Source organism: Frigoribacterium sp. CFBP 13712, assembly GCF_014842255.1.
GTDB lineage: Bacteria > Actinomycetota > Actinomycetes > Actinomycetales > Microbacteriaceae > Frigoribacterium.
This window is the reverse complement of the sequence record NZ_JACYVH010000001.1, coordinates 11948-37162: the sequence shown is the minus strand read 5'-3', so window position 1 is coordinate 37162 and position 25215 is coordinate 11948. Positions and strand designations below refer to the sequence as shown.

Here is a 25215-nt window from a genome sequence, read left to right as displayed (position 1 = left end):
CCCGACCACCCGAGCTCAGAACTGGATGTTCGCGCCCAGGAAGATCCGCTCGGCCGGCCAGAGGAACTGCAGCGTCAACGGCCCGTCGGCGTCGCGGTGGAACCACGCGTTGGCGAACACGACTGACTCGCCCGGCAGCAGGTACCAGGTCGCCGCATCGGCGGGGAACTGCGCGTCGAGCTCGGTCTCGTACCCGAGGCCGGTGAGCAGGTCGCGGCCCGCGAAGACGTCCTGGGTGGCGAGGTCGTTGCCGTACGACGAGTAGTCGGCGCTGAGATCGGTGAGGTCGAGACGCTGCTGCGAGTTGTTCGTCAGCACGTAGGCGGTCGCGACGACCTCCGTGCCGGTCGGGTAGGGGTCGGTGCCGTCGGGGCGCGCGTAGATCGACGGCGCCTCCGTCGTCAGGCGGCCGACGTCGTAGATGTAGATCGTCAGGTCGCTGTAGTTGACCTGGTTGAGCAGCGTGCCGCCGGGCGCGAGGTCGTCGGGTGCGGTGCCGCCGCCGGTGCCGGGCGCCCCGGTGACCTGGGGCTGCGGGGGAGCCGTCGCCGCGCCTCCGGAGGGTCCGCCGCCGACGGGCTCGAGCGAGTCGAGGTCGGCGAAGCAGCCGGTCAGGGCCACGAGCGTGGTGACGACCACGGCCGCCGAGGCGAGCACTCTTCTCCGCACGTGCAGACACCTTCCCGAAGTCGTCCGGTCAGCCTAACCCGCGTCCGATCGGGGGCCGCTCAGGGCGGTGAGGCCGTGGAGGCGCGGGTCGAGAGCCGCGATCGCCCCGGTGAGCGCACGGACGCTGGGCACCCGCCGGGCACCGGACCGGTGCACGACGGCGATGCGACGCCCCATCTGGTCGGGCAGGTCGACCACGCGGACGGCGCTCGGCAGCGCCGCCGCCTGCAGCGAGAGCCTCGGCAGCAGGGCGACGCCCATGCGCGCGGCGACGAGCCCGAGCACGGCCAGCGCGTTGTCGGTCTCCAGCACGATCTCGGGCGTGAAGCCCTCGGCCGCGCAGGTCGCGAGGAGGTGCCCGCGGCACCGGGGGCAGCCGCCGATCCACCGCTCGTCGGCGAGGTCGGCGAAGGGCGACCCGTCGGCGAACGGGTGGTCGGCGGGCAGCACCAGCACGGTGCGGTCGAGGTACACGTCGCGTTCGCTGAGCCCGTCGAGATCGCGGCCGGCGGTGGTCGACCCGGGGTGGCTGAAGACCAGGGCGACGTCGGCCCTGCCGTCGCGGAGCGCCGCGAGGGCCTCGGGCGGCTCGGCCTCGACGTAGGTCACCTGCAGACCCGGGTGCTCGTGCCGGAGTCGCGCGAGCACGTCGGGCACGATCGTCGAGGAGGCGCTGGGGAACCCGGTCAGTCGCACGCGTCCCGAGGCGGCCCCGCCGAGCCGGTCGAGCTCCTGCCGGGCGGCGTCGAGGGCGGCCTGCACGTGCACGGCGTGCTCGGCGAGACGGGCGCCGGCCTCGGTGAGGGTGACGCCGCGTCCCGTGCGGAGCACCAGCGGGTGCCCGACACGGGCCTCGGCGCGGCGCAGATGCTGACTCACGGCGGGCTGGCTGTAGCCCAGCCGGGCGGCCGCGGCGGTGATCGTGCCCGTGTCGGCGAGGGCCCGCACCACGCGGAGCGTCTGCAGATCGAGGTCGTCGCTCATGTCCGAACCATAACCCGGGGTTATGAGATCGGAACGACGTCGGTGGTTGTCTTGGGGGTGCGGGGCGAGGAGTCTGGGGGCATGACCGACTCGACCCGCTCCTCCTGGTCGCCCGCTCTCGTCGAGGCGACGCGGTCGTTCGCGCCCCGCACCGGCTACCTCGCGGCGTGCACGATGGGTCTGCCGATGCTCGCGACGCTCGAGGCCCAGCGCCTCGACCTCGAGTCGTGGCGGACGGGCGGCACCTCGCCGATCGAGTACGGAGCGGTCGTCGAGGAGGCGCGGGTCGCCTACGCCGCGCTCGTCGCCGTCCCCGCCGCTCGCGTCGCCATCGGCTCCCAGACGTCGGCGATGGTCGCCGTCGTCGCGGCCGCCGTGCCCGACGGCGCCGAGGTGCTCTGCGTCGACGGCGACTTCAGCTCGATGGTCTTCCCCTTCCTGCAGCAGCGGCATCGCGGCGTGCGGGTGCGGAGCGTGCCGCTCGCCGAGCTCGCGTCGTCGGTCTCGGCGGCGACCTGGCTGGTGGCCTGGTCGGCGATCCAGTCGGCGACGGGCGCCGTGGCCGACGACCGGGCGATCGTCGCCGCGGCGGGGCGGCACGGTGCGCTCACGCTCTGCGACACGACCCAGGCCGCAGGGGTGCTGCCGATCGACGCCGGGCGGTACGACCTGACGGTGTGCCACGGGTACAAGTGGCTGTGCAGTCCGCGAGGGGCGGCGTTCCTGACGGTGTCCGAGAGCGCCGCGCCGCGCCTCCGGCCGGTCCAGGCGGGGTGGTACGCGGGGGAGTCGGTCTGGGGGTCCTGCTACGGGCCGACCATGGAGCTCGCGTCGGACGCCCGCGCATTCGACGTGTCGCCGGCCTGGCCCGCGTGGGTCGGGGCTCTGCCGGCGCTGCGGGCCCTCGCGTCGCTCGACACGGCCGAGGTCTGGCGCCGCGCCTCCGGCCTGGGCGATCTGCTCTGCGACCGACTCGACCTCCCGCGGCAGGGCCAGGCGATCGTCACCTGGGTGGACCCGGGGGCCGACCTCGTGTCGCTCGCCGCGGCGGGGCTGACGGCGTCGGGGCGCGCCGGTCGGGTGCGGATCGCGTTCCACCTCTGGAACGATGAGGAGGACGTCGAGGCGGTCGTGCGGGCGCTCCGCGCCTGAGGGGCGGCGGCTAGAGTTGCCGGGTACCTCGGCCGACCGGGCATCCAGCTCGGGCCTCAACACAATCGGAGCATCACACGTGGCAGCACCCAACCGTCTCGATTCCGTCATCGCCCTGGCCAAACGCCGCGGGTTCGTCTTCCAGTCGGGAGAGATCTACGGCGGGTCCCGGTCGGCGTGGGACTACGGGCCCCTCGGCGTGGCACTGAAGGAGAACATCAAGCGCCAGTGGTGGCAGACGATGGTGCAGGGGCGCGACGACGTGGTCGGTCTCGACTCGGCCGTCATCCTGCCGCGCCAGGTGTGGGAGGCCTCGGGGCACGTCGAGGTCTTCAGCGACCCGCTCGTCGAATCGCTGCACACCCACAAGCGCTACCGGGCCGACCACCTGCTCGAGGCCTACGAGGCCAAGCACGGACACCCGCCCGAGAACGGCCTCGCCGACGTCCGCGACCCCGAGACCGGCCAGCCCGGCTCGTGGACGGAGCCGCAGAACTTCTCGGGTCTGCTCAAGACGTTCCTCGGCCCGGTCGACAACGAGCAGGGGATGGCGTACCTTCGCCCCGAGACTGCTCAGGGCATCTTCACGAACTTCGACAACATCCTGCAGTCGTCGCGCATCAAGCCCCCGTTCGGCATCGGCCAGATCGGCAAGAGCTTCCGCAACGAGATCACCCCCGGCAACTTCATCTTCCGCACCCGCGAGTTCGAGCAGATGGAGATGGAGTTCTTCGTCGAGCCCGGCACGGATGAAGAGTGGCACCAGTACTGGATCGACCAGCGCTTCCAGTGGTACGTCGACCTCGGCATCGACCCCGAGAACCTCCGCCTGTACGAGCACGCCGCCGAGAAGCTGTCGCACTACTCCAAGCGCACCGTCGACATCGAGTACCGCTTCCGCTTCGCGGGCGGCGAGTTCGGCGAGCTCGAGGGCGTCGCGAACCGCACCGACTACGACCTCAAGACCCACGCCGCCGCCTCGGGCAAAGACCTCTCGTACTTCGACCAGGCCAAGAACGAGCGCTGGACCCCGTTCGTCATCGAGCCGGCGGCCGGTCTGACCCGCTCGCTCATGGCGTTCCTGGTCGACGCGTACACCGAAGACGAGGCGCCCAACGCCAAGGGCGGCGTCGACAAGCGCACCGTGCTGAAGCTCGACCGCCGGCTGGCGCCGATCAAGGTCGCCGTGCTGCCGCTGAGCCGCAACGAACGGCTCTCGCCGCTGGCACGCGAGCTCGCCGCCGACCTGCGCAAGTACTGGAACATCGACTTCGACGACGCCGGCGCCATCGGTCGCCGCTATCGCCGTCAAGACGAGATCGGCACGCCGTTCTGCGTCACCGTCGACTTCGACTCGCTGGACGACGACGCGGTCACGGTGCGCGAGCGCGACACCATGGAGCAGCAGCGGATGCCGCTGGCGCAGCTGCGCGGGTACCTGGCCGAGCAGCTGCTCGGCAGCTAGCGGTCGCGCGGGGGCGGGCCCGGCCCGCCCCCGCCGCCCTGCCGCCCCCGCGGCCGGCGCCCCCGCGGCCCTGCCGCCCCCGCGGCCCTGTCGCCCCTGCGGCCCGTGCCCCGCCGCCCTCCGGCCGGCGCAGCGCTGCCCGCTGCCGGCGCCACCCCCGCCCGGCGCCGCCCCGTGTGTCGGCAACTCCTGCTTGCTGCGCCGCGGCGCCTCTCGAGCCACCGAGGACGGCGCTTCGGGCGCGACACGCAGGAGTTGCCGACGGCGGAGGCTGTCGGAGCGGCGGCAACCCTTTCCAACCGAATCCCGACCGCGCAGTGGGCGCACGAACCTGCAACTCGAACGACAGCCCCGGGCGAGCGTCCGGCCCCGTCCGCCGAGACGGCATCTCGCGTCGGCAACTCCTCCTGTGTGCAGCTCACGCCGCAGCCGAACGGCGTGTCGCCCCGGCGAGCGGCAGCGAGCAGGAGTTGCCGACCGGCGGGTCGGGATCGGGGTCGCGTCGCTGAGCGGCTTTGGCGGAGATTCCTCCACAGTCGCCCATCCCGGCACTCCGTCCACAGCTGTGGGCTGAGTCGGGGCACTGAGGCCCGCCACGGCAGCAGCATCGCGTCATGACCACGATCGCCGAACTCGTCTCCGCTCACGGCGGGCTACTCCACAAAGACGCCCTCGTCGCCGAAGGGGCCACCGACCGGCACCTGACCGCCGCTGTCCGCTTCGGCGGAGTCCGCAGACCGAGGCGCGGCTGGTACTCGACCTGGAAGCCGGACGACCCGCGGTACATCGCGGTCGCCGTAGGCGGTCGACTCACCGGCGCCTCGGCGCTCCATCAACTGGGTGCGTGGATGTGGCATCGGCCGAAGATCACCGTCTCGGTCCCAGAGTCCGCCTCTCGACTCCGTCGCAGAAGGGGCGTGAGGGTGGCCTGGGATCCCGTCGAGCTCTCGACGCGCGGGACGACCTGGTCGGTGGACCCCCGAGACGCGCTCGCGCGGGCCGTGGTCGAGGCCGACAGCCTGGAGGACGCCGTCATCCTCGTCGACTGGGCACGTCAGCGAGGCGTTCTCGTCGACGACGACGACGCCCGAGAGGTGCTCTCGCGCAGGAGAGCCGACGCAGCCGGTCTGGCCGAATGGAGCGATGGCCGGGCGGAGAGCATCCTGGAGAGCGCCGCGGGGACGCGACTGCGGCTCGCCGGGCGAGAGATCCGGAGGCAGGTGCCGGTGGGCCCCCGTGGGGAGCGCATCGACATCGTCGTCGACGGGGTGGTGGCGCTCGAGACGGACGGTCGCGAGACCCACGCATCCCGTTTCGACAAGGACCGCCTGAAAGACGCGACCATGATCCTCGCGGGATTCCTCCCGATGCGTGCCAGCACCTCGATGGTTCGAGACCGGTGGCCGCTGGTCGCCGCTGTCGTCGACGCGTTGACGTCGCAGCCCCTCCGGGCACCCGATGGCTTCGAGGTCGGTGAGGCCTCTCTGCCGCGGGTGCTGCCGGGGAGAGGCCGGAGGAAGTGGCGCCTCGGCAGGAGCCCGAGGCGCCGCAGACGGCAACCGTCGCCCCACGGGAGACAGGTGCGGCCGGTGGCGGCGCGACTCTCGGCGCCAAGGGCGGCGACACCGGGCGCGCAGCCGGAGCAGGGCGCGCAGCCGGAGCAGGGCGCGCAGCCGACACCGGGCGCGCAGCCGCAGCAGGGCGCGCCCCGGCGCGGGAATGCAGGGCGCGGCCCGATGGTTCGGCCCGTGTGACTGATACGCAGAACCGGGCCGTGAAGGTCGACATCTGGTCCGACATCGCCTGCCCCTGGTGCTTCATCGGCAAGCGCAAGTTCGAAGACGCGGTGGCGCGCTACGGCGGCCCCGTCGAGGTCGTGTACCACTCGTTCGAGCTCTCGCCCGACACCCCCGTCGACTTCGAGGGCGACGAGGTGCAGTTCCTCGCCGACCACAAGGGCATGCCCGCCGATCAGGTGCAGGGGATGCTCGACAACGTCACCCGGATCGCCGCCGAGGTGGGTCTCCGGTATGACTTCGGCAAGCTGCGTCATACGAACACCGTCAAGGCGCACGAGCTCCTGCACTTCGCGAAGGCGAACGGCCTGCAGCGCGAGATGAAGGAGCGCCTGCTCGCCGCCTACTTCGAGGAGGGCCGCCACCTCGGGCGCATCGACGAGCTGGTCGACCTCGCCACGGAGGTCGGTCTCGACGCCGACGCCGCCCGTGCCGCCCTCGACGACGGGCGCTTCGAACCCGACGTCCGAGCCGACCAGGCCCAGGCGCAGGCGTTCGGCATCACGGGGGTCCCGTTCTTCGTGCTCGAGGGCAAGTACGGCATCTCGGGGGCCCAGGCGCCCGAGATGTTCCTCCAGGCCCTCCAGCAGGTGGGCGCGGAGGTCTCAGCGTGACCGACCGCGCCACTGCAGCCCCGCAGTCGCAGTCGAGCGGGGAGCCGTCTGCTGCGGCGGCCACCCCAGCGGCGGCCACCCCAGCGGCGGCCGCCCCCGCGCCGATGTTCACGATGCTGGGCGCCCCCGACGCGGTGGCCTGCGAGGGTGATGCCTGCCTGCTGCCCGTCCGCTGACCGGCACGAGACCAGGTCGCCAGCCGAGGAGGCGCGGCGTCAGTCGCTGATGTCCGCCACGGTCGCGTCGTACCCGGCTATCAGGGCGTCGGCGTCGACGAACGCGCTGTAGCCGTGCTCGCCCGCGCCCAGGGCGACGCGGAGTCCGACGATGCGCTCGTCGGCGTAGACGGGCCAGGCCGTCGTGCTGCCGAGCGGGGTGATGGTTCCGCGTTCGTAACCGGTGGCCTCGAGGGCGATCTCGGGGCGGGGGAGCGACAGCTTGTTGACGCCGACGACGGCGCGCAGCTTCGACCACGAGATCTGACGGTCGCCGGGCACCAGGGCGAAGAGGAACGAGCCGTCGTGTCGTTTCACGACGAGGCTCTTGACGATGTCCGACGGGGTCAGCCCGAGTAGATCCGCCGCCGCCTCGAGACTGTCGGCCTCCGGTCGCGACACGACCTCCACAGCCACGCCGTGCGCCGCGGCATCCACCTCGACCCGCTGTCGTCCTGTCGGTCCGCCGTCGCTCATGGGAGAATCGTACCGATGTCCATTTCCACTCTGCCCTCCCGTGGCCTGTCGATCGGTCCGATCGAGGTCGCCTCGCCCGTCGTGCTCGCTCCGATGGCGGGCATCACGAACACGGCCTATCGCCGTCTGTGCCGCGAGTACGGTGCCGGTCTCTACGTCAGCGAGATGATCACCAGTCGTGCGCTCGTCGAGCGGACGCCCGAGTCGATGCGTCTCATCCAGCACCACGAGTCCGAGACGCCGCGCAGCATCCAGCTCTACGGTGTCGAGCCGAACACCGTCGCCGAGGCTGTCACGATGCTCGTGGCCGAAGACCGCGCCGATCACATCGATCTGAACTTCGGCTGCCCCGTCCCGAAGGTCACACGCAAGGGCGGCGGTTCCGCTCTCCCCTGGAAGACGGGTCTGTTCCGCGAGATCGTCGAGCGGGCGGTGTCGGCGGCGGGCGACATCCCGCTGACCATCAAGATGCGCAAGGGCATCGACTCCGACCACCTCACGTACCTGGAGGCCGCGAAGGCCGCTCAGGGCGCCGGCGTGGCGAGCATCGCCCTGCACGCTCGCACGGCGGCCGACTTCTACTCGGGCACGGCCGACTGGTCGGCCATCGCCACGTTGAAGGAGACCGTCACCGACGTCCCGATCCTCGGCAACGGCGACATCTGGTCGGCCGCCGACGCCCTCCGCATGGTCGACGAGACCGGGTGCGACGGGGTCGTCGTGGGGCGCGGCTGCCTCGGGCGTCCGTGGCTGTTCGGCGACTTGGCCGCGGCGTTCCGGGGCGAAGATCTGAAGGCCGAGCCCACGCTCGGCGAGGTCGGCCGGGCCTTCCGGCGTCATGCCGAGCTCATGGTCGAGTTCTGGTCGGGCGACGAGGGCCGCGCCTGCCGCGACATGCGGAAGCACGTCGCGTGGTACTTCAAGGGCTATCCCGTCGGCGGCGAGGTGCGCTCCGCGCTCGCTCTCGCCGACTCGCTGGCCGAGATCGACGACCTTCTGGCCACCATGGACGCCGCCGAGCTCTACCCGGGCGCAGCGGCGGAGGGCCCTCGGGGTCGAGCCGGCAGCCCCAAGCGTCCGGCGCTGCCTGACCGCTGGCTCGAGAGCCGCGACCTCGACGAGGCGTTCAAGGCCGAGCTGGCGGCAGCCGAGCTGCACCACAGCGGGGGGTGACCCGCGCAGGGTCCCGACCCGCGCCTCCTTCGCCTCCGCCCCTCCCGATCGAAAGGCCCCGGTGTCCACCGAAGCCGCGTCCACCGAGTCCGCCCCGAGCACGTCCGCGGGGTACGAGCCCGCCGACTCCGAGCGGTGGCTGCCCGAGCAGCACTCGAACCGGCGCAGCGACTTCGCGCGTGATCGGGCGCGGCTGCTGCATTCGAGTGCGCTCCGGCGTCTGGCGGCGAAGACGCAGGTGCTCAGCCCGACCGCGGGTCTCGACTTCGCGCGCAACCGGCTGACCCACTCGCTCGAGGTCGCGCAGGTCGGTCGCGAGCTGGCGACCAGTCTCGGTCTCGACCCCGACGTGGTCGACACGGCCTGCCTCGCGCACGACCTCGGGCACCCGCCGTTCGGGCACAACGGCGAGAAGGCGCTGAACGACTGGTCCGTCGGCATCGGCGGCTTCGAGGGCAACGCCCAGACCCTGCGACTGCTGACGCGCATCGAGCCGAAGGTCATCGACGGGTCCGGCCGCAGCTACGGGTTGAACCTGACGCGGGCGAGCCTCGACGCGAGCTGCAAGTACCCGTGGCCCGCCGCGCAGGGCGTGCCCGACCCCGGCGGGCGGATGAAGTTCGGCTTCTACGACGACGACACCGAGGCGTTCGGCTGGCTGCGGGCCGGTGCGCCGCGCCGCCGCCGCTGCATCGAGGCCCAGGTGATGGATCTCAGCGACGACATCGCCTACTCGGTGCACGACCTGGAGGACGCCGTGGTGAACGGCTACGTCGACGTCGCGACGCTCGGTTCGAGCGACGGGCACGACGATCTCGTGACGGCCATGCACGAGTGGGTCGGCGGCGAACTCAGTCGCGACGAGCTCGTCGAGGCGTTCGACCGCCTCCGCGCGCAGCCGTTCTGGGTCGACTCCTACGACGGCGGGCGCCTCGACCAGGCGCGGCTGAAGAACCTGACCAGCCAGCTGATCGGTCGTTTCGCCGGTGCGGCGACCCAGTCGACTCGCGAGTCGTACTCCGAGAAGAGTCTGACCCGGTTCAGCGCGAGCATGGTGGTGCCGCCCGAGGTGATCGGCGAGATCGCCGTCCTCAAGGGGATCGTCGCGGCCTTCGTCATGACGCACGGCACGCGGCAGCCGATCTACCAGAACCAGCGCGAGCTGCTGACGGGTCTCGCCGACGCGCTCTGGGCGGCCGGGCCATCCGAGCTCGACCCCGGGTTCGCGGCCGACTGGGCTGCAGCCGCCGACGACTCCGCCCGTCGTCGCGTCGTCGTCGACCAGGTGGCCTCGCTGACCGACCAGAGCGCCACCGCCTGGCATGCGCGACTCGTCCTCCCCAGCTGACCCCCGAGCCGAGGAGGCACGGGTCGGCACCCGTGAGCGACCGCCGGTGTCAGCCGCGCGACCTACAATCGACACGTGCCCGGCCTGATCAAACGAAACGACATCGACGAGGTCCGCTCGCGCACGAACATCGTCGACGTGGTCTCCGATCACGTCACCCTGAAGGGTGCCGGTGTCGGGTCGATGAAGGGCCTCTGCCCGTTCCACGACGAGCGCAGCCCCAGCTTCCACGTGCGTCCGCAGGTGGGTCGATATCACTGCTTCGGCTGCGGTGAGGACGGCGACGTCTTCAGCTTCGTCCAGAAGATGGACCACACGACCTTCCAGGAGGCCGTCGAGCGTCTGGCGTCGAAGATCGGCTTCGAGCTGCACTACGAAGACGGTGGTCAGGCCAGCGACCACGGCAACCGGGCGCGCCTCATCGCCGCGAACGAGGGCGCGCGCGAGTTCTTCGTCGAGCACCTGACGGCGTCCGACGCCGACCCCGCGAGGCGGTTCCTCGGCGAGAGGGGCTTCGACCCCGCCGCGGCGGAGCGCTTCGGGGTCGGTTTCGCGCCGAAGTCGTTCGACGCCCTGCGCGGCCACCTCAAGGGCCGCGGCTTCAGCGACGACGAGCTCGTGGCGGCCGGTCTGCTGAGCAGCGGCGACCGCAGTCCGTACGACCGGTTCAGGGGTCGTCTGCTCTGGCCGATCCGCGATGTCACGGGCTCGACGATCGGCTTCGGGGCGAGGCGTCTGCTCGACGACGACAAGGGCCCCAAGTACCTCAACACACCCGAGACGCCGATCTACCACAAGTCGCAGGTGCTCTACGGTCTCGATCTTGCCCGCCGGGACATCTCGAAGGGCAAGCAGGTCGTCATCGTCGAGGGCTACACCGACGTGATGGCCTGCCATCTGGCGGGGGTGACGACGGCCGTCGCGACCTGCGGCACGTCGTTCGGCGTCGACCACATCAAGCTGTTGCGGCCGATGCTGGGCGACGTCGGCGGGGCCCACACCTCGGCGAGCGGCGAGGTCATCTTCACGTTCGACCCCGACGAGGCGGGGCAGCGCGCCGCCTCGCGGGCCTACGCCGAAGAGCAGCGCTTCTCGGCCCAGACGTTCGTCGCGGTCGCCCCCGACGGCCTCGACCCGTGCGACCTGCGACTCAACCGTGGCGACGACGCCGTCCGCCGTCTGGTCGAGACGAAGCGCCCGCTGTTCGAGTTCATGATCCGTCGGGTGATCGACGAGTTCGACCTCGAGACCGTCGAAGGTCGTGCCGGTGCGGTCCGGGCCGGTGCCCCGGTGCTGGCGACGATGCGCGAGCAGTCGCTGCAGCGCGGCTACGCGCGGATGCTGGCGAAGTGGGTGGGCGTCGACACCGACGAGGTCGTGGCGGCGTATCAGGAGGTCGCGAAGGCGACGGCGAGCCAGAACTCCCTCGAGCGCGCCAAGCCGCACGACGCCTCCGACGGACCGCAGTCGATCACGAGTCTTCCGCCGCTGCCTGATGAGCCCGCGGGCCCGACCCTGCTGACTCTGCCGTCCGACCTGACGACCCGCACCGAACGCGACGCCCTGATGGCGATGCTGCAGCAGCCGGCCGCCGTCGGTCTGACGCTGATGCAGCGTGCGGCCCGGGCCCGGCTCGAGAACAGCGCGCTCTCGGTGGTCCGCGACGCCATCGGCGTCAGTCTCGACCGGCTCGAGGCGAGCGACTGGCTGGACGCCGTGCTCGACCAGACGCCGGCGCCGTTCGACGTCCTCGCGAAGGAGCTGGCCGTCGCGCCGATCCCCGAGCGGGAGGGTCGCGAGATCACCACGTACTGCCGCGGCATCGTCTCGTCGCTGGTCGAGCGCGACATCCTCCGAGAGAAGGCCGAGGCGATGGGCCAGCTGCTGCGCACCGACGCGAAGGCCGACCCCGCGCGTCACCGCGAGATCCAGCTGCGCATCGTCCAGCTCGAGGACGAGCGCCGGGTCGTCCGGCAGGAGTAGCCCGACGGCAGCGGCAGCGGCAGCAGCATGGATGCGCATACATCCGCCCGCCCGTCGAACCACGCTCTGAACAGGCCGAAAAGCACGACGCGGACCACGTGGCAAAGGTTCATTGCGGGCCTGTAAACACTTCCGCGAGGAGTAGGGCCGCGAGTCCGGTGTGTGTTACCAATGGATCCACCCCGAATCGGGCGCGAACACAGCCGTGCCCGCGGGGTCTCCTTGCACACAGAGAAAGAGGTAACCGGATATGACATCCGACTCCAAGCTCGGACGACGCGCACTCGCCGTCGTCGGTGGCGCCGCTGCCACCACCCTCATCCTCGCCGGCTGCGCCTCGGGCGGTGACGCCGACTCTGCTCTCGACGGCATCAGCGTCGGCACGACCGACGTCATCACCTCCCTCGACCCGGCCGGCTCGTACGACAACGGCTCGTTCGCCGTGCAGAACCAGGTCTTCGGGTTCCTCATGAACTCGCCCTACGGCAGCCCCGACGTCGAGCCCGACCTCGCCGAGTCGGCCGAGTTCACCGACCCGGTCACGTACACGGTCACGATGAAGCCCGACCTGACCTTCGCGAACGGCAACGAGCTGTCCGCGAGCGACGTCAAGTTCACGTTCGACCGCCAGCTGGCGATCGCCGACCCCAACGGGCCGTCGTCGCTGCTCGGCAACCTGGCGAGCGTCGAGACCCCCGACGACAGCACCGTCGTCTTCACGCTGAACGGCGCCGATCAGACCTGGCCCCAGATCCTGTCGAGCCCGGCCTCGCCGATCGTCGACGAAGAGGTCTTCTCGGCCACCGAGCTGACGCCCGCCGACGACATCGTCGCGGCCGACGCGTTCTCGGGTCAGTACTCGATCACCGACTACTCCGAGAACGAGACGATCGCCTACGAGGCGAACGACGCGTACGACGGCGTGCTCGGCGCGGCGAAGACCGATTCGATCCTCGCGACCTACTACACCGAAGAGACCGATCTGAAGCTCGCTGTGCAGGAGGGCGACGTCGACGTCGCCAACCGCAGCCTCAGCCCGACCGACCTCGCCGACCTGGCGAAGGACGACGCTCTGACGGTGCACAACGGCCCCGGCGGCGAGATCCGCTACCTGGTGTTCAACCTGAACACGATGCCCTTCGGTGCCACGCAGACCGACGCCGACGCCGAGAAGGCCCTGGCCGTCCGTCAGGCCATCGCCGACACGGTCGACCGCGACGCTCTCGCGAGCGAGGTCTACAACGACACGTACACGCCGCTCTACTCGGTCGTCCCCGACGGCCTGACCGGCGCGACGAAGCCGCTCGAGTCGCTCTACGGCGACGGCGAGGGCGGGCCCGACGTCGACGCCGCGACCGAGAAGCTCTCGGCGGCCGGCATCGAGACCCCGGTCTCGATCGACCTTCAGTACAGCCCCGACCACTACGGCGCCTCGAGCGACGAGGAGTACGCGTTGATCCAGACGCAGCTGCAGGCCAGCGGCCTGTTCGAGGTCAACCTGCAGTCGACCCTGTGGGACACCTACAGCACCGAGCGCCGCGAAGACGCCTACCCCGTGTACCAGCTCGGCTGGTTCCCGGACTTCTCGGACGCCGACAACTACCTGTCGCCGTTCTTCGTGAAGGACAACTTCGTGGGCAACCACTACGACTCCGCCCAGGTGCAGGGTCTGCTCGCCGCCGAGATCGCGGAGTCCGACGAGGCCGCCCGCACCGAGATCATCGGTCAGATCCAGGACGTCGTCGCGAACGACCTGCCCACGCTGCCGCTGCTGCAGGGCACGCAGGTCGTCGTCTCGCAGAGCGACGTGCAGGGTGTCGACGACACGCTCGACCCGTCGTTCAAGTTCCGCTACGCAGCGCTCAGCCGCTGACCGGTTGATCGCGCGAGCGAACATGTTCCACGACGCCTGACACGCGAGGGGCGTCCCGCCATGGTGCGGGACGCCCTTTCGCGCGTCGTGCGTCGCCCTCACCCCTGAAAGGCACCCCCCGTGACGTCGCTCATCGAGGCCCCCCTCGCGAGCGGGCCGCCCACCCCCGACCCCACCGTGCGACGACGTCGTCCCGGCGGAGGATTCGGTCGCTACCTCGTGGTCCGCGCGCTCCTCATCATCCCTACCGTCTTCATCCTGGTCACCCTGGTCTTCTTCCTGATGCGGGTCGTCGGGAACCCGATCACCGCCTCCGTCGGGGGCCGCCTCACCGAGGCCCAGCTGCAGGAGCGCCTCGCCGCCGCAGGCTACGACCGCCCGATCATCGTCCAGTACCTCGAGTACCTCGGGCAGATCGTCCGGCTCGACTTCGGCACCACCGCGACCGACAACCGCCAGATCAGCGAGGTCATCGTGACCTACGGCTCGGCGACCGTCGAGCTCGTCTTCTACGCGCTGATCATCGCGCTGGTGATCGGCATCCCGCTCGGCATGCTGGCCGCGTACGTGCGCGACCGCTGGCCCGACGCGATCCTCCGCATCCTCGCGATCCTCGCCTACGCCACCCCGGTGTTCTTCGCGGGTCTGCTGCTGAAGCTCACGTTCTCGGTCTGGCTGGGCTGGTTCCCGCTGGGCGGTCGCGCCTCGACGCGCGTCGGCATCGCCCTCGGACGGATCGAGAGCCCGACGGGCATCTACCTGATCGACGCCCTACGCACCGGCAACAGCACGATCATCGTCGACGTGCTCTCGCACGCGGTGCTCCCGGCCCTCACCCTCGGACTGCTCACCGCCGGCATCTTCCTGCGTCTGGTGCGCACGAACGTGATCGGCACCCTGGGCTCCGACTACATCGACGCCGCCCGTTCGCGGGGCGTCAGCGAGCTCCGCCTGGTGCGGAAGCACGCCCTGAAGCCCGCGCTGATCCCGATCATCACGGTGATGGGTCTGCAGATCGCGATGCTGCTCGGCGGCTCGGTGCTGACCGAGACGACGTTCGGCTGGCGCGGGCTCGGCTTCCAGCTGCAGCAGTACCTCTCGGCCCGCGACTTCATCGCGGTGCAGGGCATCGTCGCCGTCCTGGCGGTGATCGTCGCCGTCACGAACTTCCTGGTCGACGTCATCGCGGCCCTGATCGACCCCCGTGTGAGGTACTGACCATGACCGACTCCGGCAGCACCTCCAGCACCACCAGCACCACCGGAACCGGCGTCCTCGCCGACCGTCGCGCCCCGCTCTGGAAGCGCCTCCCGATCGTCGCGCAGCTGCGCCGGTCGGTCGGCCTGCAGCGCGGCATGCTCGTCGCGGGCGTGGTCATCTGCGCCGTCTTCCTGCTCACGGCCGTGTTCGCCCCGCTCATCGCCCCGTACGGCTTCGGCCAGCTCGGCGACGACGCGGGCACCTTCACCCGTCAGGCCCCGCCGTCGGCCATGCACCTCTGGGGCACGACCGTCGGCGGCTACGACGTCTTCAGCCGGGTGGTCTGGGGCACGCGCACCGCGATCGCCGTCGTGGTCGTCGCCGTCGTGCTCTCGATCACGATCGGCGTGGCCCTCGGTCTCGTCTCGGGCTACCTCGGCGGCTGGCTCGACCGGGTGCTCGTCGTCATCGCCGACGCCGTCTACGCCTTCCCGTCGCTGCTGCTCGCCATCGTCGTCTCGATCGTGATCAGCGGCGGTCAGTCGAGCCTCTGGGGCGGGATCGTCTCGGCCGGCATCTCGATCACGGTCGTCTACGTGCCGCAGTACTTCCGTGTCGTGCGGGCGGAGGCCGTCCGGCTGAAGAGCGAGGCCTTCGTCGAGTCGGCGAAGGTCGTCGGCAGCAGCACGCCGCGCATCATGTTCAAGCACGTGCTGCGCAACTCCACGCGCAGCCTGCCGCTGATCCTCACGCTGAACGCGTCCGAGGCGATCCTCACGCTCGCCGCGCTGGGGTTCCTCGGGTTCGGCATCGGGCCGACCTCGGCGGCCGAGTGGGGCTACGACCTCAACCGCGCGCTCAGCGACACCGCGAGCGGCATCTGGTGGACGGGCGTCTTCCCGGGCGCCGCGATCGTGCTCATGGTGCTCGGCATCACCCTCGTGGGCGAGAGCCTGAACGACCTGGCCGACCCGCGCCTCCGGACCCGCCGTCGGGCCCGCCGCAAGACGAAGAACGACACGGCGACCCCTGCGGTCGCCGCCGAGGAGGTCCCCGCGTGAGCGACACGACTGACACGACGGGCCGCTCCGACGGTCCGGGCCGAGGAGGCGCGGCTCCGGTCCGCCACGCCGGTCACGGCCTGCCCCGCGAGGCCCGCGACATCGCGGTCGGCATCAGCGGCCTCGAGGTCACCTTCGCGACCGACGGCGGCGACGTCGCGGCCGTGCAGGGCGTCACGCTCGACGTCCGCGCCGGTGAGGTGCTCGCCATCGTCGGCGAGTCCGGCAGCGGCAAGACGGTGACCGCGAAGACGATCCTGGGTCTGCTGCCCGAGACCGCCGTCGCGACCGGCGCGGTGCTGCTCTCGGGGCGGAACGTCCTCGAGGTGACGCCGTCGACGATGCGCGCGATGCGCGGTCGCGACGTCGCCATGGTCTTCCAGGAGCCCTCGACGGCCCTCAACCCCGTCTACACGGTGGGCTGGCAGATCATCGAGGGGCTGCGCGCCCACGGGGCGATCAAGAAGAAGGAGGCGCGGCGTCGGGCCATCGACATCCTCCGTCGCGTCGGCATCCCCGAGCCCGAGAAGCGGGTCGACTACTACCCGCACCAGTTCTCGGGCGGTCAGAAGCAGCGCGTCGTCATCGCGATGGCGCTCGTGCTGAACCCCTCGGTCATCGTGGCCGACGAGCCGACCACCGCGCTCGACGTCACGGTGCAGGCCGAGATCCTCGATCTGCTCCGCGACCTGCGCGACGAGTTCGGCACCGCGATCGTGCTGATCACCCACAACATGGGGGTCGTGGCCGAACTCGCCGACCGGGTCGCGGTCATGTACCTCGGCAAGGTCGTCGAGCAGGCGTCGTCGGCCGAGCTGTTCGCGTCGCCGAAGGACGACTACACGCGCCGACTGCTCGGGTCGGTGCCCCGACTCGAGTCGCGCGGAGCGCAGACCCAGGCCGCCGAGGCCGACCGTGACGTGGTCGTCCGGGCGACGGGCCTCGAGATCGAGTACCCCGGCCGTCTCGGGCGCGGCGGCTTCCGGGCCGTCAAGGGCGTCGACTTCTCGATCGCCCGTGGCGAGGTGCTGGGCCTGGTCGGAGAGAGCGGCTCGGGCAAGACCACCATCGGCCGGGCCATCGCGGGTCTCACCCCGGTGACGGGCGGCTCGCTCGACGTGCTCGGCATCGAGATGAACGGCGTGCACGAGCGCGACTTCAAGCCCAAGCGCGCCGAGATCGGCTTCGTCTTCCAGGACCCTGCGTCGAGCTTCAACCCGTTGCTGACCATCGCCGAGTGCGTCGCCGAGCCGCTGATCGTGCACGGCCGGGCGGGCGACGCCCGAGCGGCGAGGCGGAGGGTCGACGAGCTGCTCGAGGCCGTCCAGCTGCCCAAGGCGTTCGGCGACCGCTACCCGCACGAGCTCAGCGGCGGGCAGCGCCAGCGGGCGAGCCTCGCCCGGTCGCTGGCCCTCGAGCCGGCGCTGCTGATCGCGGACGAGCCGACGAGCGCGCTCGACGTCTCGGTGCAGGCGCGCGTGCTCGAGCTCTTCCGAGAGCTGCAGACCGACCTCGGCTTCGCCGCGCTGTTCATCAGCCACGACCTCGCCGTCGTCAACATGCTCGCCGACCGGATCGGCGTGCTGTACCACGGCGACCTCATCGAGAGCGGGCCGAACGACCAGGTGCTCGGCGCACCCGAGCACCCGTACACGCAGCGCCTGCTGGCGTCGCTGCCGGTGCCCGATCCGATCGAGCAGGCCGCGCGTCGCGAGCGGCTCGCCGAGCTCGACCGCGCCGCGGCCCGCGGCGACGTCGCGGGAGGGGCCGCCTGATGGCCGTCGACCTCGACATGGGCGCGCCGGTCGCCACCGACGACCTCTCTCTGGAGTACCCGGCGCGCAGCGGGCATCCGGCGGTCCGGGCCGTCGACGGCGTCACGCTGTCCATCGCGCCGGGCGAGATCCTGGCCGTGCTCGGCGAGAGCGGCTCGGGCAAGTCGACGCTCGCCATGGCGCTGGCCGGGCTCGTCGGCACCGAGCGACCGGCGGAGGGTCGACCGCGCATCGTCGGGGGAGCCGCGCGCGTGTTCGGGCTCGACCTGCTGCGATCGTCGCCCCGTCGGCGCGACCGTCTCTCGGGTGCCGTCGGCTATCTCGCCCAGGACGACGGCGAGCGGCTCAGCCCCGACCTCACCGTCGGCGAGACGATCGCCCAGCCCATCTACCAGCGCGACAAGCGGTTCGACCGCACCGAGGCCGGCCGACTCGTCGCCGACCTCATCGACGCCGTGCACCTCCCGCTCGGCACGATGCTCAAGCAGACCTGGGAGCTGAGCTCCGGGCAGCGGCAGCGGGTGGCCCTGGCGCGGTCCCTGGTGCTCGAGCCGCGCCTCCTCGTGGCCGACGAACCCGCGCGCGGGGTCGACGTGCTCGTGCGGCAGGCGGTGCTGGACGTCATCAAGAACCTGCACGGCGACCGGCGGTTCTCGGCGCTGGTCGTCACGTCGTCCGTCTCGGAGGCGCGGGCCATCACCGACCGCGTCGCCGTGATGCGCTCGGGGCGGGTCGTCGGGCTCGGGGCCATCGACGAGGTGCTGCGCGACGGGGTCGACCCGTACGTGAAGGTCCTCTCGACGACAACGCCGATCGACATCATCCGCCCCGACGAGCGGGATCAGTCGTGACGGCGCCGACCCGGGGTCACCGGGCGACGACGACCACCGTGAGCCTCTCGGCCGACCGGCGACCGTCGCCCGGGCCCGTCAGCCTGGCGCCGCGCGAGAATCCGCGCTTCGTCGACGCCGTGCGCGCCGGGGGCGCCGCCGTCGTCCCCCTGGGCGATGAGACGCGGGGGCTGATCTGGCTCTCGTACACCGACCCCGAGGGTCTCGCCGCGGCCCTCGAGCGGCACCCGGGCATCGAGTGGGTGCAGCTGCCCTACGCGGGTGTCGACGCGTTCTCCGAGCTGCTCGCCCGCTACGCCGACTCGCCGCGACCGCTCTGGACGAGCGCGAAGGGCGCCTTCTCGGAGCCCGTCGCCGAGCACGCGCTCATGCTCGTGCTCTCGCTGCTGCGGGTCGTGCCGTCGCGCGTGCAGGCGACGAGCTGGCAGACCGAGCAGCGCGGGCTGTCGCTCTACGGCAAGAACGTCGTGATCGTGGGCGCCGGAGGCATCGCGCTCGAACTCGTCCGTCTGCTGGGGCCCTTCGAGACCCGCGTGACGATCGTCCGTCGCGGCGAGACGCCTGTCGAGGGCGTCGAACGCACCGTCACGGTCGACCGCATCGACGAGGTGCTGCCCGAGGCCGACGTCGTCGTGCTGGCGGCGGCGGCGACGTCGGGCACGTCGCGGCTGCTCGACGGCCGGCGTCTCGCGTCGCTCAAGCCGACCGCGGTGGTCGTCAACATCGCGCGGGGCGACCTGGTCGACACGGAGGGGCTGGTCGAGGCCGTCCGCGCCGAGCGGATCTGGGGTGCGGGCGTCGACGTGACCGCGCCCGAGCCGCTGCCCGACGGTCACCCGCTCTGGGGCGACCCCCGGGTCATCGTGACGCCGCACCAGGCGGACACGCCCGAGATGACGGCACCGCTGCTCGCCGAGCGCATCACGCACAACGTGCGGGCACTGCTCGGCGACGGCGATTTCGCCGGGGTCGTCGACCCGGCCGACGGCTACTGAGACCCGGGGGCGCGTCGTGTTCGATGCGCCCCCGAATCTTTGCTACAGTTGGGTCCGCTGTCGAAGGCTCCGGTCTGAGGCAGTTGCCATTCCTCGATAGCTCAATTGGCAGAGCAGCCGGCTGTTAACCGGCAGGTTCTTGGTTCGAGTCCAAGTCGGGGAGCGAAGGCCCAGAGGCTCCACCCTCTGGGCCTTTTTTCATGCCCTTGAGTCGACGACGGGGTTCTCGAGCCGGCGACGCCGAGGAGGCGCGGTCCGGCTGGTGCCGTCGCGCGCCTCCTCGGGGCTCTCGCCCGGTGGTTCTCGGCCGATCAGTCTTCGGGGTGATCGACGCCGGGCAGCCAGGTCCGGCCGGGGGAGCCCCAGCCGGCCTTCTTGACGGCCTTCGCGGCCGCCTTGTGGAACGGGTGCTCGAGCCGGTCGGTGTACAGCACACCGTCGAGGTGGTCGAACTCGTGCTGGAAGATGCGGGCGAGCCAGCCGTGCGCCTCGATCTCGTACTCGTCGCCCTCGAGGTCGGTCGCGCGGAGGATCACGCCCTCGGCTCGACGCAGCGGGAACCGCTCGCCGGGAACCGACAGGCAGCCCTCCGACTCGTCGTCGTCGTCGAGCGGCTCGATCGAGAGGGGGGTCTGCCAGAGGGTGGGGTTGATCGCGACGCCGCGCCAGTCGTCGCCGTCGTCGTCCGTCCACGAGAAGACGAAGAGCCGGAGGCCGACACCGACCTGCGGACCGGCGAGTCCGACGCCGGGGGCGGCGTCCATGGTCTCGAACATGTCGGCGACGAGGGTGCGGATCGCGTCGTCGATCTCGGCGATGTCGGAGGCGGGGGAGTGCAGCACGGGGTCACCCGTGATGGTGATGGGGCGAACGGCCATTCGTCCAGCCTACTGAGCGGCGGCCCGCTACCGTGGACGCCGTGAGCCCGAACCTCAGCGATCTGACCGAGCAGGTCTCGTTGACCCCGTTCCAGGCGCTGGGGATCCCCATCGCCCTGATCGGCGCCGTGTTCCTCTCGATCGGCGCGCAGCTGCAGCATCGCGGCGTCGCCAAGGTCGAGACGCGACTCGGGGCGTCGCGCGGCGGGATGAGCGTCCGCCAGGTGCTCGCACTCATCGGTCGACCGTCGTGGGTGATGGGCACGCTGATGCTGGGGCTGGCCGTGGTGTTCCAGCTGACGAGTCTGCGGGTCGCCCCGCTGCTCGTGGTGCAGCCGCTCGGGGCCGTCGCGCTCGTGATCACCGCGGTGCTCAACGCCCGGTCGACCGGGCGGCGGCTGTCGGGCCGCATCAAGCGGTCGATCGCGATCTGCGTCGGCGGCATCGGCCTCTTCGCCACGGTGGCCGCGTTCACCGCCATCGAGACGGAGATCACGACCGATCAGCTGATCACCGTGCTCGTCATCCTGCTCGTCGTGGGCGCCGTCCTCGCCGTCGCCTTCGTCGCTCTGCGGCACCGACGCAGCGCGCTGTTCTACATCATCGGCGCCGGGGTGCTCTACGGCTTCGTCGCCACCCTCGCGAAGGTCGTGCTGAACCGGGTGTTCGCCGGCAACTTCGACGGTCTGAGCATCGTCTGCATCGTCATGCTCCTCGCGGCGGCGGCCCTCGGCGGGTACTTCGTGCAGAACGCCTACTCGTCGGGGTCGCCCGACCTCGTGATCGCCGGGCTGACGGTGGTCGACCCCATCGTCGCCGTCACCATCGGGATCGTGGTGCTCGGCGAGGCGGCGAACGCACCCGGCTACGCCGTCGCGCTCTTCCTCGTCGCGGGCGCGATCGCCGTCTACGGCGTGTTCCAGCTCGCCAAATACCAGCCCGCCAAGCGAAGCTGAGCTACCGTGGTCCCGCGCCGCAGACGCCATCGGCGGGGCACCAGCGAACCACGAGCACAAGGACGCCACGACACGTGACACCCGCCCCAGACCACGCCCCCGAACCCCGCGACGAGAACGCGAGCGGTCCGGGCGGCGGCGACACCGCGCCGCGCCTCACCGTGCTGATCGCGGCGGACACGTTCCCGCCCGACGTCAACGGCGCCGCCAACTTCGCCGAGCGACTCGCCGTCGGCCTGGCGGGCCGCGGGCACGACGTGCACGTCATCTGCCCGGCGGCCGACCGCCACCACGGGACGTTCCTGGAGCAGCACGACGGCGTGACCCTGACCGTCCACCGGCTGTACTCGACGCGCTGGCCCCTCCACGACTGGCTGCGCTTCGCGACGCCGTGGCGCGCCGAGCCCAACGCCGAGCGCATCATCGAGCAGATCCGACCCGACGTCGTGCACATCCAGTCGCACATCGTGATCGGTCGCGCCGTCGTCCGGGTCGCTAACCGCCGCGGCATCCGGGTCATCGCCACCAACCACTTCATGCCCGAGAACCTCCTCGAGCACACCGGGCTGCCGCACTTCCTCCGCGCGACGGCCGTCAAGCTCGCCTGGCGGGACGCGGCGAAGACCTACACGCACGTCGCGGCGATCACGACGCCGACCAGGCGGGCCGCGGCGTTCCTCGAGCGGTCGGTCGCCGTCACCGGCGTGCTGGCCGTGTCGTGCGGCATCGAGGCCGCCGACTACACGGCACGCGACGACCGACCCGCCGCGAACCGGGTGGTCTTCGTCGGTCGGGTCACGGCCGAGAAGCAGATCGACGTGCTGCTGAAGGCAATGACCCTGCTCGACCCCGCACTCGACGCGCGACTCACCATCGTGGGCGGCGGCGACCTGCTCAAGCAGCTGCAGCTGATGACCGTCGAGCTGGGCCTCGCCGAGCGCGTCACCTTCGCTGGCTACCTGTCGGACGCCGAGCTGCGGCGGACCCTCACGGATGCGACCGTCTTCGCCATGCCGTCGGTGGCCGAGCTGCAGAGCATCGCGAGCCTCGAGGCCATGGCGTCCGGTCTCCCGCTCGTCGTCGCCGACGCCATGGCGCTGCCGCACCTCGTCGACGAGGGGGTCAATGGCTACCTCTTCAGGCCGGGCGACAGCCGCGACCTGGCCGACAAGCTGACCCGCGTGCTCACGGCGGGTGACGACGAGTACCTCGCGATGCGCCGGGCGAGCCTGCAGGTCATCGAGGGACACGACATCCAGCGGACGGTGAGCGTCTTCGAGTCGCTGTATCGTGGGGAACCGGTGGCCTCGGCCGCCGACGCCTGATCGACCCGCGCCTCCTGGGCGGTCGGTCGGCACGGGGCGGTAGCTCAGCCGGTTAGAGCAGTCGACTCATAATCGATCGGTCACGGGTTCAAGTCCCGTCCGCCCTACGACACGACCCCCGACGGTCGGTCGGCACCCGGTCGGGCATGCCACCATGTGTGCATGTTCACCCGACGGACACGCGACACCCCTGCCGGCGACGACTCCTTCTCTCCGGGGGGATTGCCGTCCGCTCCTCGCATCGGTGTGGGCGCCCAGGTGTACGTGCTCGACTCCGACGAAGACGCGGGCACGCCGTTCCCCTACGGGCCCACCGGCATCATCGTCCGCGCGGGGGGCTCGGCCTGGCAGGGCGTCTCGGCGATCGGCGGCTCGGCGCGCACCTGGCTCGTGGAGTTCGACTCGCCACAGCTGGACCGCGACGGTGAGGGGCCCGTCGGCTCGGCCTCCGTCGCCGAGAAGTTCCTCCGCCTGGCGCCCCTCGCCTGAGCGCGCCCGCGGCCCGCGCGCGCCGGCCCGCCGGTCCGCTCGCTGGCCGTCTGCCGGCCCGCGCCCGCGCCCGCGCTGGACAGGCCCGCCGGCCCGCGCCTGCGCCCGCGCCGGCCCGCGCCTGCGCCCGCGCCGGCCCGCGCCTGCGCCCGCGCCAGCCCGCGCCCGCGCCTGCGCCCGCGCTGGCCCGGCCCGCCGGCCCGCGCCTGCGCCCGCGCCGGCCCGCCCTCCCGCGGTCGGGCCCGTCCAAGCTGTGTCCCGTCCCGCTCCCGCTTGCTTGCAGCCTTGCCGGGGTCGGTAACTCCTCCTCTTTGCCGCGTGGCGCCGCATCCGCTCGGGTCCCGACCCCTGCCTCGGTACGGGGCAGGAGTTCCCGACGGCGCGGCCCCGCGACCGGGCGCATCGGCGACTCCTCCTCTCTTTCCCGCCTGGCGCAGTCCGTCGGCCCGCCCCGGTCGGCAACTCCTCCTCCGTGCCGCGCACCACGCCAGCACAGGCCGCCCAGCCCCGCCCGCGCGCACAGGTGAGGAGTTCCCGACCCGGCGCGTGAGTGCTCCTCCTCCCGAGCGCCGCAGCCCCGTGGCCCCGCGCGTCGGCGGCTCATCCTTCCGCGCGGCGCAGCCCGGTGGCCCGCCCCGGTCGGCAACTCCTCCTCCGTGCCGCGCACCACGCCAGCACAGGCCGCCCAGCCCCGCCCGCGCGCACAGGTGAGGAGTTGCCGACCCGGAGCGCAGCCGACGCACCCGCGGGAATGTTCCACCGCGCCCCGCCGTTCCCCCAAGTGCATACAAACGCATGAACAACAGGTAAGGTGGTCCGCATGCAGTTCGGAATCTTCTCCGTCGGAGACATCACGCCAGATCCCACCACGGGCCGCACGCCCACCGAGCACGAGCGCCTGCTCGCGATGGTCGCGATCGCCAAGAAGGCCGAGGAGGTCGGCCTCGACGTCTACGCCGCGGGCGAGCACCACAACCCGCCCTTCGTCAACTCGAGCCCCACGACGCTGCTCGCCTACATCGCGGCGCAGACCGAGCGGATCATCCTCAGCACCGCGACGACGCTGATCACGACGAACGACCCGGTCAAGATCGCCGAGGACTTCGCGCTGCTCCAGCACCTCGCCGGCGGCCGCGTCGACCTGACGCTGGGTCGCGGCAACACGGGCCCCGTCTACCCCTGGTTCGGCAAGGACATCCGCCAGGGCATCAACCTCGCCATCGAGAACTACGCGCTGCTTCACCGCCTGTGGCGCGAGGACGTCGTCGACTGGAAGGGCCATTTCCGCACACCGCTGCAGAGCTTCACATCGACGCCGCGCCCGCTCGACGGCGTGCCGCCCTTCGTCTGGCACGGGTCGATCCGCAGCCCCGAGATCGCCGAGCAGGCCGCGTACTACGGCGACGGGTTCTTCGCCAACCACATCTTCTGGCCGGCCTCGCACACGAAGCAGATGGTCGAGCTCTACCGCTCCCGCTACGAGCACCACGGTCACGGTCGTGCCGACCAGGCGATCGTCGGCCTGGGCGGCCAGGTCTTCCTGGCGAAGAACTCCCAGGACGCCGTCCGCGCCTTCCGTCCGTACTTCGACGAGGCGCCGGTCTACGGCCACGGTCCGAGCCTCGAGGACTTCACGAGTCAGACCCCCCTCACGGTCGGCAGCCCGCAGGAGGTCATCGACAAGACACTCGGCTTCCGCGACTACGTGGGCGACTACCAGCGCCAGCTGTTCCTGATCGACCACGCGGGGCTGCCCCTGCAGACGGTGCTCGATCAGCTGGACATCCTCGGCGAGGAGGTCGTCCCGGTGCTGCGGCGCGAGTTCGCGACGAACCGCCCTGAGCACGTGCCCGACGCGCCGACCCACGCCGCCCGGCTGGCACGTGCCGACGGGTCGGTCGACGTCGCGGCGGCTCCGGCCGTCGCCACCCGCTGA

The 25215-nt window shown here is 71.4% G+C and carries 21 protein-coding genes and 2 tRNA genes; 19 read left to right on the top strand and 4 right to left on the bottom strand.

Annotated features, from left to right (window positions below; genetic code table 11):
* Positions 1-15 precede the first annotated feature (15 nt).
* On the bottom strand, positions 16-669 hold the full coding sequence (locus IFT51_RS00175; protein ID WP_192057934.1) for a hypothetical protein: 654 nt from the start codon (positions 667-669) through the stop codon (positions 16-18).
* Positions 670-702: 33 nt separating this feature from the next.
* The gene (locus IFT51_RS00170; protein ID WP_192057933.1) at positions 703-1653 is read right to left on the bottom strand and encodes a LysR family transcriptional regulator; all 951 of its coding nucleotides are present in this window, start codon (positions 1651-1653) and stop codon (positions 703-705) included.
* A gap of 81 nt (positions 1654-1734) precedes the next feature.
* Here IFT51_RS00170 and IFT51_RS00165 point away from each other — a divergent pair, with 81 nt between their 5' ends.
* The 4 genes from IFT51_RS00165 to IFT51_RS00150 all read left to right on the top strand — a co-directional run bounded on the left by IFT51_RS00165 (position 1735) and on the right by IFT51_RS00150 (position 6680).
* A complete protein-coding gene (locus tag IFT51_RS00165; RefSeq protein ID WP_192057932.1) occupies positions 1735-2805 on the top strand; it encodes an aminotransferase class V-fold PLP-dependent enzyme in 1071 nt (356 codons plus the stop codon).
* A gap of 79 nt (positions 2806-2884) precedes the next feature.
* Positions 2885-4270: a glycine--tRNA ligase gene (locus IFT51_RS00160; RefSeq protein ID WP_243216380.1), complete on the top strand. Its 1386-nt coding sequence runs from the start codon at positions 2885-2887 to the stop codon at positions 4268-4270.
* Between the two features lie 614 nt (positions 4271-4884).
* Positions 4885-6024, top strand: coding sequence for a glycyl-tRNA synthetase (locus tag IFT51_RS00155; protein ID WP_192057930.1), 1140 nt, complete (start codon positions 4885-4887; stop codon positions 6022-6024).
* On the top strand, positions 6021-6680 hold the full coding sequence (locus IFT51_RS00150) for a DsbA family protein (protein WP_192057929.1): 660 nt from the start codon (positions 6021-6023) through the stop codon (positions 6678-6680). Before IFT51_RS00155 ends, IFT51_RS00150 begins: the two co-directional genes overlap by 4 nt.
* A gap of 215 nt (positions 6681-6895) precedes the next feature.
* Here IFT51_RS00150 and IFT51_RS00145 read toward each other — a convergent pair whose 3' ends face one another.
* Positions 6896-7372, bottom strand: a complete 477-nt coding sequence (locus IFT51_RS00145; RefSeq protein WP_192057928.1) for an aminoacyl-tRNA deacylase — start codon at positions 7370-7372, stop codon at positions 6896-6898.
* 15 nt (positions 7373-7387) lie between these two features.
* Between IFT51_RS00145 and dusB the strand changes: the two genes are divergently transcribed.
* The 10 genes from dusB (at position 7388) to IFT51_RS00095 (ending at position 19794) form a co-directional block, all read left to right on the top strand.
* On the top strand, positions 7388-8545 hold the full coding sequence (gene dusB / locus IFT51_RS00140; protein WP_192057927.1) for a tRNA dihydrouridine synthase DusB: 1158 nt from the start codon (positions 7388-7390) through the stop codon (positions 8543-8545).
* Positions 8546-8606: 61 nt separating this feature from the next.
* Positions 8607-9893 (top strand): deoxyguanosinetriphosphate triphosphohydrolase, encoded by a 1287-nt coding sequence (locus tag IFT51_RS00135; protein WP_192057926.1) that lies wholly within the window; start codon positions 8607-8609, stop codon positions 9891-9893.
* 75 nt (positions 9894-9968) lie between these two features.
* A complete protein-coding gene (dnaG, locus tag IFT51_RS00130; protein ID WP_192057925.1) occupies positions 9969-11876 on the top strand; it encodes a DNA primase in 1908 nt (635 codons plus the stop codon).
* Between the two features lie 250 nt (positions 11877-12126).
* Positions 12127-13749: an ABC transporter substrate-binding protein gene (locus IFT51_RS00125; protein WP_192057924.1), complete on the top strand. Its 1623-nt coding sequence runs from the start codon at positions 12127-12129 to the stop codon at positions 13747-13749.
* 120 nt (positions 13750-13869) lie between these two features.
* Positions 13870-14967 carry an ABC transporter permease subunit gene (locus tag IFT51_RS00120; RefSeq protein ID WP_192057923.1) on the top strand — a complete coding sequence of 366 codons (1098 nt, stop codon included), beginning with the start codon at positions 13870-13872 and terminating at the stop codon, positions 14965-14967.
* A gap of 2 nt (positions 14968-14969) precedes the next feature.
* Positions 14970-16010 (top strand): ABC transporter permease, encoded by a 1041-nt coding sequence (locus IFT51_RS00115; protein ID WP_192057922.1) that lies wholly within the window; start codon positions 14970-14972, stop codon positions 16008-16010.
* 101 nt (positions 16011-16111) lie between these two features.
* Positions 16112-17785 carry a dipeptide ABC transporter ATP-binding protein gene (locus IFT51_RS00110; protein ID WP_192059177.1) on the top strand — a complete coding sequence of 558 codons (1674 nt, stop codon included), beginning with the start codon at positions 16112-16114 and terminating at the stop codon, positions 17783-17785.
* The gene (locus IFT51_RS00105) at positions 17785-18636 is read left to right on the top strand and encodes an ATP-binding cassette domain-containing protein (protein WP_244636757.1); all 852 of its coding nucleotides are present in this window, start codon (positions 17785-17787) and stop codon (positions 18634-18636) included. The genes IFT51_RS00110 and IFT51_RS00105 overlap by 1 nt, the downstream gene beginning before the upstream one ends.
* On the top strand, positions 18633-19631 hold the full coding sequence (locus IFT51_RS00100; protein WP_192057921.1) for an NAD(P)-dependent oxidoreductase: 999 nt from the start codon (positions 18633-18635) through the stop codon (positions 19629-19631). The genes IFT51_RS00105 and IFT51_RS00100 overlap by 4 nt, the downstream gene beginning before the upstream one ends.
* A gap of 90 nt (positions 19632-19721) precedes the next feature.
* A tRNA-Asn gene (locus tag IFT51_RS00095) sits at positions 19722-19794 on the top strand.
* 148 nt (positions 19795-19942) lie between these two features.
* On the opposite strand, the gene def is transcribed toward IFT51_RS00095, so the two are convergent.
* A complete protein-coding gene (def, locus tag IFT51_RS00090; RefSeq protein ID WP_192057919.1) occupies positions 19943-20509 on the bottom strand; it encodes a peptide deformylase in 567 nt (188 codons plus the stop codon).
* 41 nt (positions 20510-20550) lie between these two features.
* On the opposite strand from def, the gene IFT51_RS00085 reads away from it, so the two are divergent.
* The 5 genes from IFT51_RS00085 to IFT51_RS00065 all read left to right on the top strand — a co-directional run bounded on the left by IFT51_RS00085 (position 20551) and on the right by IFT51_RS00065 (position 25215).
* Complete coding sequence (locus IFT51_RS00085) at positions 20551-21465, top strand: DMT family transporter (protein ID WP_192057917.1); 915 nt, start codon at positions 20551-20553, stop codon at positions 21463-21465.
* Between the two features lie 74 nt (positions 21466-21539).
* Positions 21540-22790: a glycosyltransferase gene (locus tag IFT51_RS00080; protein WP_320478520.1), complete on the top strand. Its 1251-nt coding sequence runs from the start codon at positions 21540-21542 to the stop codon at positions 22788-22790.
* A 33-nt stretch (positions 22791-22823) separates the two neighbouring features.
* Positions 22824-22897, top strand: a tRNA-Ile gene (locus IFT51_RS00075).
* A 55-nt stretch (positions 22898-22952) separates the two neighbouring features.
* Positions 22953-23279, top strand: a complete 327-nt coding sequence (locus tag IFT51_RS00070) for a hypothetical protein (protein WP_192057915.1) — start codon at positions 22953-22955, stop codon at positions 23277-23279.
* Positions 23280-24099: 820 nt separating this feature from the next.
* The gene (locus IFT51_RS00065; RefSeq protein ID WP_192057913.1) at positions 24100-25215 is read left to right on the top strand and encodes an LLM class flavin-dependent oxidoreductase; all 1116 of its coding nucleotides are present in this window, start codon (positions 24100-24102) and stop codon (positions 25213-25215) included.